12 protein-coding genes and 2 pseudogenes are annotated in these 10,172 nt (G+C 72.0%); 6 read left to right on the top strand and 8 right to left on the bottom strand.

From position 1 onward, the window contains the following. Nucleotides 1-184 precede the first annotated feature (184 nt). The 5 genes from ACWGJB_RS36145 to ACWGJB_RS36125 form a co-directional block, all read right to left on the bottom strand. Nucleotides 185-1,324 (bottom strand): acyl-CoA dehydrogenase family protein, encoded by a 1,140-nt coding sequence (locus ACWGJB_RS36145; protein ID WP_453384270.1) that lies wholly within the window; start codon nucleotides 1,322-1,324, stop codon nucleotides 185-187. 125 nt (nucleotides 1,325-1,449) lie between these two features. Next, complete coding sequence (locus ACWGJB_RS36140; protein ID WP_453384269.1) at nucleotides 1,450-1,716, bottom strand: hypothetical protein; 267 nt, start codon at nucleotides 1,714-1,716, stop codon at nucleotides 1,450-1,452. 94 nt (nucleotides 1,717-1,810) lie between these two features. Then, nucleotides 1,811-1,933, bottom strand: coding sequence for a hypothetical protein (locus tag ACWGJB_RS36135; protein ID WP_453384268.1), 123 nt, complete (start codon nucleotides 1,931-1,933; stop codon nucleotides 1,811-1,813). Between the two features lie 439 nt (nucleotides 1,934-2,372). After that, nucleotides 2,373-3,443 (bottom strand): ferredoxin reductase family protein, encoded by a 1,071-nt coding sequence (locus ACWGJB_RS36130; protein ID WP_453384267.1) that lies wholly within the window; start codon nucleotides 3,441-3,443, stop codon nucleotides 2,373-2,375. Between the two features lie 52 nt (nucleotides 3,444-3,495). Then, nucleotides 3,496-3,777 (bottom strand): hypothetical protein, encoded by a 282-nt coding sequence (locus ACWGJB_RS36125; RefSeq protein WP_453384266.1) that lies wholly within the window; start codon nucleotides 3,775-3,777, stop codon nucleotides 3,496-3,498. 174 nt (nucleotides 3,778-3,951) lie between these two features. Here ACWGJB_RS36125 and ACWGJB_RS36120 point away from each other — a divergent pair. Both ACWGJB_RS36120 and ACWGJB_RS36115 read left to right on the top strand, forming a co-directional pair. Continuing rightward, a pseudogene (locus tag ACWGJB_RS36120) lies at nucleotides 3,952-4,122 on the top strand (histidine kinase dimerization/phospho-acceptor domain-containing protein); the annotation flags it as partial. Between the two features lie 214 nt (nucleotides 4,123-4,336). Further along, entirely contained in the window at nucleotides 4,337-4,690 is a 354-nt protein-coding gene (locus ACWGJB_RS36115) for a sensor histidine kinase (protein WP_453384275.1), read from the top strand. Between the two features lie 106 nt (nucleotides 4,691-4,796). On the opposite strand, the gene ACWGJB_RS36110 is transcribed toward ACWGJB_RS36115, so the two are convergent. Next, nucleotides 4,797-5,579, bottom strand: coding sequence for an SCO2400 family protein (locus ACWGJB_RS36110; protein ID WP_453384265.1), 783 nt, complete (start codon nucleotides 5,577-5,579; stop codon nucleotides 4,797-4,799). 371 nt (nucleotides 5,580-5,950) lie between these two features. Further along, nucleotides 5,951-6,763, bottom strand: a complete 813-nt coding sequence (locus ACWGJB_RS36105) for a class I SAM-dependent methyltransferase (RefSeq protein WP_453384264.1) — start codon at nucleotides 6,761-6,763, stop codon at nucleotides 5,951-5,953. A 268-nt stretch (nucleotides 6,764-7,031) separates the two neighbouring features. On the opposite strand from ACWGJB_RS36105, the pseudogene ACWGJB_RS36100 reads away from it, so the two are divergent. Then, a pseudogene (locus ACWGJB_RS36100) lies at nucleotides 7,032-7,151 on the top strand (NAD(P)-binding domain-containing protein); the annotation flags it as partial. 342 nt (nucleotides 7,152-7,493) lie between these two features. Then, nucleotides 7,494-7,949: an RpiB/LacA/LacB family sugar-phosphate isomerase gene (locus ACWGJB_RS36095; protein ID WP_453384263.1), complete on the top strand. Its 456-nt coding sequence runs from the start codon at nucleotides 7,494-7,496 to the stop codon at nucleotides 7,947-7,949. Nucleotides 7,950-7,951: 2 nt separating this feature from the next. On the opposite strand, the gene ACWGJB_RS36090 is transcribed toward ACWGJB_RS36095, so the two are convergent. Further along, complete coding sequence (locus tag ACWGJB_RS36090; RefSeq protein ID WP_450766489.1) at nucleotides 7,952-8,317, bottom strand: DUF6479 family protein; 366 nt, start codon at nucleotides 8,315-8,317, stop codon at nucleotides 7,952-7,954. Between the two features lie 539 nt (nucleotides 8,318-8,856). On the opposite strand from ACWGJB_RS36090, the gene ACWGJB_RS36085 reads away from it, so the two are divergent. Continuing rightward, on the top strand, nucleotides 8,857-9,288 hold the full coding sequence (locus tag ACWGJB_RS36085) for a hypothetical protein (protein ID WP_453384262.1): 432 nt from the start codon (nucleotides 8,857-8,859) through the stop codon (nucleotides 9,286-9,288). 280 nt (nucleotides 9,289-9,568) lie between these two features. Beyond that, a complete protein-coding gene (locus tag ACWGJB_RS36080) occupies nucleotides 9,569-9,994 on the top strand; it encodes an SsgA family sporulation/cell division regulator (protein ID WP_453384261.1) in 426 nt (141 codons plus the stop codon). Nucleotides 9,995-10,172 lie beyond the last annotated feature (178 nt).

Raw genomic sequence — 10,172 nt, 5'->3', positions numbered from 1 at the left:
TCCGCAGCGCGAGACGCGCGGCGATCTCCTTGCCCTCCGCGGAGGAGGGGATCAGGACGGCGGCCGGGGACACCTGCTCGACGGCGGCCTGGAGGACGAAGGGCGGCGACGGCCGCCCGCAGTTCCCGCGCCAGCCGGAAGTAGGTGCTCTGCCGCTGCGGCTGCTCAGCCACGGCGACTCCGCTCAGCCATCGAGGCCGCCTCTGGCCACCAACTGCGCGGCGATCACGTTCCGTTGGATCTCGTTGGTGCCCTCGCCGACGATCATCAGCGGTGCGTCCCGGAAGTACCGCTCCACGTCGAACTCGGTGGAGTGGCCGTAGCCACCGTGGATCCGGACCGCGTCGAGCGCGATCTCCATGGCCGTCTCGGACGCGAACAGCTTGGCCATGCCGGCCTCCATGTCGACGCGCCGTCCGGCGTCGGCCTCGCGGGCCGCGTACAGCGTCAGCTGGCGGGCGGCCGTGAGCTTGGTCGCCATGTCGGCGAGGTGGTTGCCGATCGACTGGTGGCGCCAGATGGGTTTGCCGAAGCTCTCGCGCTCCTGCGCGTACCGCAGCGAGTCCTCCAGGGCCGCCCGTCCCACGCCGAGAGCGCGCGCGGCGACCTGCAACCGGCCGGTCTCCAGCCCCTTCATCATCTGGGCGAAGCCACGGCCCGGCGCGCCGCCCAGCACCGCGTCGACGGGCGCCCGGTAGTCCTCGAAGGACAACTCGCAGCTCTCCACGCCCTTGTAGCCGAGCTTGGGCAGGTCGCGGGAGGCGGCCAGGCCCGGGCCGTGCTCGGCGAGCAGGATCGAGATGCCCCGGTGGCGCGGCTCGGCGTCGGGATCGGTCTTGCAGAGCAGCGCGATCAGGCCGACGCGGCGGGAGTTGGTGATCCAGGTCTTGGACCCGTTGACGACGTATGTGTCGCCCTCGCGGCGTGCCACGGTCGTCATCGCCTGCAGATCGGAGCCGCCGCCCGGCTCCGTGAGCGCCATCGTCGCCCGGATCTCTCCGGTGGCCAGCCGGGGCAGACAGCGTTGCTTCTGTTCCGGAGTGCCGTACGACTGCGGGAGCTTGGCGACGACCGTGTGACCGCCCATCGCCCCGGCAAGGCTCATCCAGCCCCGCGCGAGTTCCTCGGTGACCAGGACGAAGCACGGCGTGGAGACGGGGTTGCCCCCGTACTGCCGAAACGGCCGGCCGATCCCCTGCGCAGGTTTGTACGGCCAAATCTTCGACCATGTCAACGATGCCTCCACCGCTGTCACCTGTGTGTTGTCGCACTCCTTCGAGGTGGCGAAGACGACATCCGCGCGGGGCTCGGGATCTGTGCGCACCGATCCGATGGGCCGGCCGGGCACCCGTAGACAGCAGGAAGCCCGCGTCGGGGCGGACGCGGGCTTCGGCCGGGTGCCCGAACGGACCGGGCGCCTCCGTGGCCTGGGCTCGGAGGAAGCTTTCTTCAGGACTCGCGGTTGGGATCGCACAGCACCATGACCGCGCGGGCGACGAGTTCGCCGGCGCCGCCCAGTTCCTGGCGGTAGCGGCCCGTGATGCCGCGTACGGTCTCCGCGAAGGCCGGGTCGGCGGCGCGGGCGCGGGCCGGGGGCGCGAGTTCCTGGGCCATCGCGCGGCGGCGCGCGAGAAGCGCGATGATCTCCTCGTCGAGGCGTTCGAGCGGGGCGAGTGACAGATCCGCCGGCGCATCGGTAGCGGGGTTCGTCGTCACAAAGAGATCTCCGTTCTCCGAGGACGGGTTCCCGGTCGTGGTTCCCGTCCGCCTTTTCATCGCAGTTGGTCCTTCATCACTTTGCCCGTGGCGTTCAGCGGCAACTCCTCTCGGAATGCCACGGCGAGGTGAAGACGACGTCCGTCACGTCGTAGCCGCTCGCCTGCCTCCCGAACGGTGAACCCGCCGCCAGGAAGCCGGACTTGAGATCGATCACGGGCACCCCTTCGGCGGCCCGGTGAACTCCCGCCCGGGGAAACCCTGTTGGACCAGTACCCGTCCTGGCTCCGCCGCGTACGACGATGTCGTGGGCAGCGGCGTCCGGAAGAACGGGGTGAACCCGTACGGCGGGCGCCGTCGGGGCGGAGCGCCGTACGGGTTCGAGGGCTACTTGTTCTCGCCGGGCTTGCCGACGTGTTCGCCGTCGCCGGGGGTGCCGTCGCCGGGCTTGCCTGGTCCTGGCCGAGGCCGGCGGGTGCGGTGGAACCGGGTTCGGTGTGGTTGCCGTCGTCTCCGGATTTGCCGGTGGTGCCGGAGAGGTTGAGCTGGAAGGCGAGGAGGAGGCCGGTCACGGCGAGGGTGGCGTGATCCAGAGGGTGATGCGTCGCATGGGTACTCCCGGTCGGTGGGTCAGGTGTGGCGTGGTGGTCGCGCGGCTACCAGGCGAACCCCTCGGTGCGGACGTTGTCCCGGTGGGCGCCGGCGCCGCGGGCGGCCTTGCGGGCGGCGGTGATCCAGGCGGGCGGGCCGCAGACGTAGATGTCGCGGTGGACGATGTCGGGGACGAGGCTCTTGAGGGCCTCGGCGTCGTCGCCGGAGTGTGCGGGGCCTGCGGCCTGCCAGGAGGTGTCGGCTCGGCGGGGCCCGGGCAGGGAGACGAGCTCGACGCCGCGGCGGGCGGCGGTCTCGCGGAGTTCGTCGACGAAGACGGCGTGCTGGTCCACGCTGTAGCGGTAGACGAGCGTTGTCTCGCCGGGGGCGTAGGGGGTGTCTTCGAGCAGAGCGCGCAGGGGGGTGATGCCGATGCCCGCGGCGATCAGGAGCATGCGGGGCTGGGTGCGGCGGCGGGCGGTGAGTGTGCCGTAAGGCCCTTCGATCAGAGCGCGGGTGCCCGGGGCGAGGCGCGCGGCACGTTCGCTGCCGTCCCCGGCGGCCTTGATGGTGATACGCAGCCGGTCAGGGGTGGGGGTCGCGGAGAGGGTGTAGGGGTTGCCGCGGGACCAGCCGGGGCCGTGGAGGAAGCGCCAGACGAAGAACTGGCCGGAGGTGGTCTTCATCCTGTCCAGCCGGTGCCCCTTGAGGGTGACGGAGACCGCGCCGGGTGCTTCGGTGACCACGCACTCCACCCGCAGGCGGAGGTAGAGGGAGCGCCAGGCCGGCAAGGCGATGCGGTAAGGGAGGGTGGCGGCGAACGCGAAGCCGTACAGGCACCACCAGTAGACGTGGGTCCAGGTCTCGTGGAAGTCGGCACCGTCGACGAAGGTGTGGGGGAACGTGGCGGCGATCCCGGCGTAGGAGTACAGGTGCAGCAGGTGCCAGGACTCGTAGCGCAGGCGGCGGCGCGCGGCGCGGACCGAGGTGACGACCACCATGATCAGAAGGATGGTGCCGACGGTGGCGAACAGCATCCAGGAATCGGTGATGAACACCCGCACCAGCGCATCCAGCATCGCCGCGGGTTCGCGTACGACGCGTTCGACGGCGAAGAGGACGACGTGGGCGGCCATCAAACGAGGCGAAGCCGATCCAGCGGTGCCGGCGGGTCAGCAGATCGTGGCCTCAGGAACGCTCGACCCAGGGGATCCGGGCCAGGAGAACGACCTGAAGGATCATCAGGTCGGTGGCCAGCAGGCCGGTGAGCAGGCCGAGGGAGCCCGTCGCCCGATCCGGGGTGGTGAGGCTGAGCGGGCCGCCCTGGTTCATCACCCACAGCGCGACGACCGCGATGGCGGAGAGGATCGCGAGGGCGCCGAGCGGGTCGGCCAGGGTGAAGCCCCGTCGGCCCCGGCGGCGGCCGGGTGGCTTGCGGTGCCCGCGGGGCAGCACGGTGGACAAGGTCATCAGCGGGCTTCCTTCGTCACGGCGGGAATCGGGCAGAGCCCCGGAGACTGGGCGTGCACTTCACCCTGGCCACGGTTCTTGTGGCCGCTCTGAGGAGCACGCGGCACCACCGGGCCACTGCCCGCCGTCACCCGCCCGCAGGGAGTCGCCGACCTCTCCCACGCCCTGAACACCATGCTCGACCAGCTGCGCACCAGCATGGAGGCCACCCGCCGCTTCACCGCCGACGCCGGCCACGAACTACGCACCCCCCTGACCAGCCTCGGCATGACCATCGAAACCCTCCAGCGCAACCCCGAGCTCCCCGCCCGCCAGCGCAGCCGCGCCCTGGACGCGATGCGTACCGAGCACGGCCGCATCAGCGCCCTGCTGACCGGACTGCAGACCCTGGCCCGCGGCGACGCCCACGCCCTGCCCGAACGCCCCCCGTCCACCTCGGCGAACTCCTCGACGAAGCCGTCGCCCACGCGTCCCACCGTCACCTACCACCTGGCGGCCGCCACCCCCGCAGCGGTGCTCGGCCGGCCCGCCGGCCTGCGCCTGGCCGTGGAACAACCTCCTGGAGAACGCAGCTCTCCACGGCCGCCCCGACGGCACCGTCGACATCCACCTCGCCCACGCCACCGGCAGCAACACCGTGCGGATCACCATCGGCGACGACGGGCCCGGCATCCCGCCCGACCAGCGCCACACCATGAAGGAGCGCTTCACCCGTGGAACCCGAACCCGTGCACCCGGATCCGGCCTCGGCCTGCCCCTCGTCGACCAGCAGGCCCACCTCCACCACGGCTCCCTCCACCTCGGTCAAAGCCCTGCCGGAGGGCTCGAGGCCGCACTCACTCTCCCGGGCGCCGACGAGCCGGACCCCGCAGGCAAGCACACAGCCGACGGCGCTTCCACGGACGGTTCCTGACGTCCCCTGCGATGAACAGGCGCAGCTGCCACCTGAGGCTGAACGCGCCCTGGCCCGGGGGCCGGTGGACCGGATCGCGGAGTGAGACGGCCGTCGGGGCGGTGCGTCAGCCGATGCAGATGACCAGCAGGCAGAGTTGCGAGTGCGAGGGTGAGGGCGAGGTCGCGGTCGGTGCGGGACTCGCCGTCGGTGCCGGTGTGCTGTCGCCGGCGGTGGGGGTGGGTGTGGCCGCCGGCTCCGACTGGGGGGCGGTGATGGTGCCGGACACCGTGGCTGCGGCCGCCGCCTGGGGCTGGGCGGCGGACGACGCCGTGGACGGCACCGACGTGAGAGTGAGCCGACGGGGCGTCGGGGTGGCGCGGGGTGTACCGGCGGTCTGCTCCTGCGGCGCGTTGGCGGTGGCCGTCGACCGGGCGGAGGGGGTGGGGTCCGGGGCCCGGTGGCGGCCGGTCGGTGCCGACGCCGACGGCGTGGGCACCGTGGCCTCCTCGTCCGCGACTCCCATGGTCGTGTTGTCCGGAGCGCTGGCCGCCTGCGCCCGGTCCGTGGACTGCCGGTCCAGCGAGGCGACGGTCAGACCGCCGCCGACCAGGGCGACCGCCGTGGCCACCAGGGCCCGCCGCTGGGTCTTCTTCCAGCGGGCCCGCTGACGGCGCCGGGCCGCCCGGCCGACCGGCGCGGCAGACCCGGCGGGGGAGCCGTCGTACGAAACCTCGGTGGCCTCTGCCCCCTCTTCCGTCTCGTCCATGTGGTCGTGCCAGGTGCTGTCCGCCGGGGCCCGCCAGGGCGTCACAACGGCGCGGGGAGCGATGTCCGGGGCGTAGGCGCCGCAACCGGGGCACGCCAGGGCGCCGTTGAGGTGCCGACGGCACGAGGAGCAGTAGTCCATCCGCGGTCTTCCTGACTCGACTGCGCCAACGGCGTCCTCGGCCGTGGCCTGATCTCGATCGCACGTGGGATCGAACGGCCAGAACGGTAGCGATCCTTTGGCCGGGCAGTGTGCAGCCTGTGTGCTGGTTCTGCGCAGATGCAACACGTGGATACGCCGGACACACGGAGTGACCGCCGTACACGAACCGCGGTAGGCCCTGCTGAACACGCGGTACGTCGGCGCGCCCGGTGTCGTGAGCCTCGGCGCCCTCGCCGTCCCGATGGTCCAATTGCAGCTCGGCATGCCAGGAGACGGGGCCAAGTCCACGTCCACCACCGAGCGGCGCGCGGCCGGAAGCGGGAGTACGGGAGTGCGCCGGTCGCGGCGGGTCAGCCCGCGGTCTTCTCCTCGGGTCTGCGTCCCCAGGCGGTCAGCATGCCGGCGGAGAGCGCGGCGCACTCGTCGGAGGCCAGGTAGCGGACCGCCGCGTCGACGGCCGCGTCGTCGACCAGGCCGGTGGCGAGCATCGCCGCCCGGCTCCGCTCCCAGGTGTCCGCCCAGAACCGGCTGATGGGGCTGCCCGGCAGCAGCGGCGGTACGTGGATCTCGGCGGCGACGGACACCAGCCCCGCCCCCCGCAGCAGCTGCGGGTACGACGGCACCCAGGAGATATCGGTACCGATGGTCGCCCGCAGCCCCTGCCACATCGCCCGCATCGCCATGGTGTACGGCGTGTCGGGCGTCCGGTCGCTCGTCAGGTCGACCGCGTCGCTGAGCACCAGCACCCCGCCCGGCTCCACGAGCCCGGCCAACGCGGTGATCAGGCGGTCGTGCTCGGACAGGTGCATCAGCACGAAGCGCGCGTGGACGAGCCGGAACCGGCCGTGGACCGAGTCCGGGGCGGCGGTGATGTCGGCCTCCAGGACATCGAGCCCGGGCCGCTCGGTGAGGAACCGTACGTCCCGGTCCACGGCGAGCACGCTCTCCACCCCGGCCTCCTCCAGGAGCCTGCGGGAGACCGTGCCCGTACCGGCACCCACATCGAGGCAACGCCAGCCCGGGCCGACCCCGAGCGCCCGCAGCCGGGCCATCGTGACGTCGTCGTAGACGAGGGCGCCGGCGTCGATGCGCTCACCCTCGCCCGCCTGATCGGGCCGGAAGAAGGTCTCGCCGTAGCGGCCGCCGCCCGGAGCGGCCGTCATGCCGCCGCCGCGGTGTCGCCACGGCGGCCGCCGAGCCCGAGCGGCCTGAACAACGGGCTGTCGAGGAGTTTCATGGCCGGGCCTCTTCACGTGGTGGTGCGGCCCGTCCCGAGGCGGCCGCACACCCGATCCTGCACCGACGACCGCACGCACACCCGAGGCGCGCCGCGCCTGACCCGATCGGCCTCACCCGTCGTGGGCGGCCGCGCCTGCGCGCCGTACGGTGCCGACGGCCCTCACCTTCCGCACGCGACCGGGAGTTACGACGATGACGCAAGCGACCGGCAGCCCCGATGCCCCCTTGCACGGCTTCGTGGGGCTCGGTGTGATGGGGCAGCCCATGGCGCTCAATCTCGCCCGGGCCGGTACCCCGCTCGTCGTGTGGAGTGTCGAGGACGTCTTCGCCCAGCGGCAGGACCTGGACCTGGAGACCTTCCGGGCCGTCGTGGACTCCGGCCGGCTCGGCAGCGGCGTGGCCCGGGTCAGGGTCCCGATGCCCGCCGCGCACGACTTCACGGTGCAGGCCGCCACTTCGGACGCCTACGCCGGCACCCGGCTGATCGCGGACGCGGCCCGCGCGGCCAGCATCGCCACCCCGCTCCTCGACCTCAGCAGCGACCTCTACCGCGAGAGCGTACGGCTGGGCAACGGCCGCCTCGACATGTCCTCGGTCCTCACCGCGATCGAGGCCCGCACGTATGCCACCCCGGACCGGCCCTAGGCTGTGGACATGCGGATCTCCGTCTCCTCCGACATGGACGAACCTGTCGCGCGGCTGCTCGTCGAGGAGCTGCGCCGCCGTGGCCACGAGGTGCGTACGTACGGCGCGCTCGAACCGGGGGCCGACCCGCAGTGGGCGGTCTGCTCGGAGACGGCCGCCCGCGATGTCGCCGCCGGCACCGCCGACCAGGCGGTCGTCTGCTGCTGGACCGGTACCGGCGCCTCGATCGCCGCGAACAAGGTGCCCGGCGTCCGCGCGGCCCTGTGCGCGGACGCGTACACCGCCGACGGCGCCCGCCGCTGGAACGATGCCAATGTCCTCGCCCTGAGCCTGCGCCTGACCTCGCAGCCGGTGCTCAAGGAGATCCTCGACGCCTGGTTCGCGGCAACGCCGAGCCAGGACGCCGAGGACCTCGGGAACCTGGCCCACGTCGGACGTCTCGACGCGGGCCGGGGGGCTGTCTAGGGTCAGTGGGCGCCGAGCCCGCCACCGCCGAACGAGCCGCTGCTGCCCTTGCTCCAGCGCGGCCGGTCCGTCGACGTGCTCGGCCTGGTCTGCTGATTGCTCAGCTCGTAGGGAGTGAGCGGACGGCCGCCCTTGGGCATCCGGGGGATCTCCTCCGACTCACGGTTCTCCCGGATCTCATGGACCGCGCCCTCCGGTGGCAGCTTGGGCTGCTCATCAGGGCGCGGCCGGGGCGACTCGCGGTACTTGACACGGTTGCCCAGCCAGAAGCCCCCGGCGAGCATCGCCAGTACGGCCACGGCCACCACGAACAGCCCGAGACTCAACAGGCCGCTGGGAGCGGCCAGCTCCATCGATACGGTGCTCATAGCCAAGGGATACCCCGCCCAGAACGGTATGAACCGGACACTCTCGGTGGTCGACCGTACCCGCCCGGCCAGTTTCGACGGCAGCCGCGACGACCGGAGCCCGTGGTGGACCACCTTCGGCGGTGACGGCCGGAGCGGGAGCGGTAGGCCTCGAACCGCGACTCCGCCGCTGTCCCGACGGCATCGGTTGGCAGCTGCAATGCGGCTCCCCTTCTCCCGTCGGCCTCGGACATGCTCCCGGAGGCTCGATCCCTGCTCCCGGATGTTCGTCAAAGCAGCTCAAGGTCAGGGTGCGTCGCCTCGCCCGGGTGTGCGCCGCCCGTGCCGGTCGCCTCTTTCGGCGTGCTGTGACGGGCTTCACCGCAAACATGAGGACCCCCTCGAGTACGCTGGGCAGCGCTGAACATGAGGACCCCCTCAGGATGTCCCCCAGGGCTCGGCACCGGCTGATCCGGAATCTCCGGGTCGCACAACACGGACATCGCAGCGGCTGCCACATCGGCGCAGTCGCCGCACATGGAAATGACAAGGAATTGACCATGAACAGGTGGATCAGGCGCGTCTCGATCGCTGTCGCTTCTACGGCACTGGCAGGCGGAGCCCTTCTCGGAGCCGGCGGCGCGGCGTCGGCGGCGACGGCCTCGGGACCCGCGGATCACGCGCGGTCCTCGGTCGCCGCCTTCGCGGCCGCCCGCGACCGTGACAGCCACCGCGAGGACGTATACAGGAGCGGTCACCACGGGGAACAGGACGACAGCTGGGACGCACCCCGTGGCTGGTACAAGGACGACGACCGCCAAGGTCACCACGACGACCGGCACCACTACCGCACGCAGGAAGAGCGTGGGGACGGCAGCCACCTGTACGCCTGGGACGGGCACCGCCGGCAGGAGGAGGCGACGACGCGGTCCGGCATCGGCGGCGAGCGCTGGTACCTGGACCAGGTCGCCTGGTATCTGCACCAGCGCTGATGCGGCTGCAGGCCGTCACGGTCGGTTTGACGAGCCGCAGCGCCGTGGCCGGGGGACACGTCGTTGCGACCCGTCAAACCGATCGCTCGCCGAGCCGACATCAGGCCCGGTCCGATGAAATCGCTTCCTGGCCGAACGGGGCCGGCACGCATGAACCGCGTGTACCGCTTTCGTCTTGCGACGCTTGTGGTCGCGCCGGCGATGCCACCACGTCCCGTGCCTCGAAGCACCCGGGGAGCGATCACAGCGCCGGGCGAGCGGGATGCAGGAGTGAGGGACAGTGAGATCGGTCAGAACCGTGGCGTACGAGCTGCCCGTGGAGCTCGTCCTGTCACAAGACCTGTCGGTGCCGATGTATGCGGCACTGCGGTACGAGACGGACGACCCCTATGCCGTCCGCGCCGTCTTCCACCTTCCGGGCCAGGATCGAACGGTCGAGTGGTTCTTCAGTCGCGAGATGCTGGCTCAGGCCCTGAGCGGGCACACCGGGCAGGGAGGCGACGTGCACATGTGGCCGGTCGTCGACTCGGGACGCGAGCTGGTTTCCATCGCTCTGCGTTCACCCGAGGGATCGGCCCTACTCGAGTTCCCCGCGCAGGGCGTGAAGTCCTTCCTGCGCGAGACGTGGTCCGTGGTGCCGCCGGGGTCCGAGTCCGGCCGGTTCGACCTGGACGCGGAGCTGGCACAGCTGCTGGCGGGAAACTGAACGCCTCCCCTGGAGGGCGACGCCCTCGCGGTGACGAGCGGGGGCCCGGGGCGCCAAGGGCACCGGGCCCCCCCGGGGGGTGGTTGGCGGGGGGTTGGACCACGACCCGCACCAAGCCCCAACCGGCATACCGCCGCGGGGCGCCCCGGGTACGGCGAACGCGGGCGTCGGCCCCCCA

This window comes from Streptomyces sp. NPDC054813, assembly GCF_053611365.1.
This window is presented reverse-complemented; position numbering and strand designations above follow the sequence as displayed.

Bases quoted from the DNA above. Each gene is read 5' to 3' on its own strand.
- ACWGJB_RS36130 (WP_453384267.1), bottom strand. From the start codon at position 3,443: ATGGCCGCCCACGTCGTCCTCTTCGCCGTCGAACGCGTCGTACGCGAA.
- ACWGJB_RS36125 (WP_453384266.1), bottom strand. From the start codon at position 3,777: ATGACCTTGTCCACCGTGCTGCCCCGCGGGCACCGCAAGCCACCCGGC.
- ACWGJB_RS36110 (WP_453384265.1), bottom strand. From the start codon at position 5,579: ATGGACTACTGCTCCTCGTGCCGTCGGCACCTCAACGGCGCCCTGGCG.
- ACWGJB_RS36105 (WP_453384264.1), bottom strand. From the start codon at position 6,763: ATGACGGCCGCTCCGGGCGGCGGCCGCTACGGCGAGACCTTCTTCCGG.
- ACWGJB_RS36095 (WP_453384263.1), top strand. From the start codon at position 7,494: ATGCGGATCTCCGTCTCCTCCGACATGGACGAACCTGTCGCGCGGCTG.
- ACWGJB_RS36090 (WP_450766489.1), bottom strand. From the start codon at position 8,317: ATGAGCACCGTATCGATGGAGCTGGCCGCTCCCAGCGGCCTGTTGAGT.
- ACWGJB_RS36085 (WP_453384262.1), top strand. From the start codon at position 8,857: ATGAACAGGTGGATCAGGCGCGTCTCGATCGCTGTCGCTTCTACGGCA.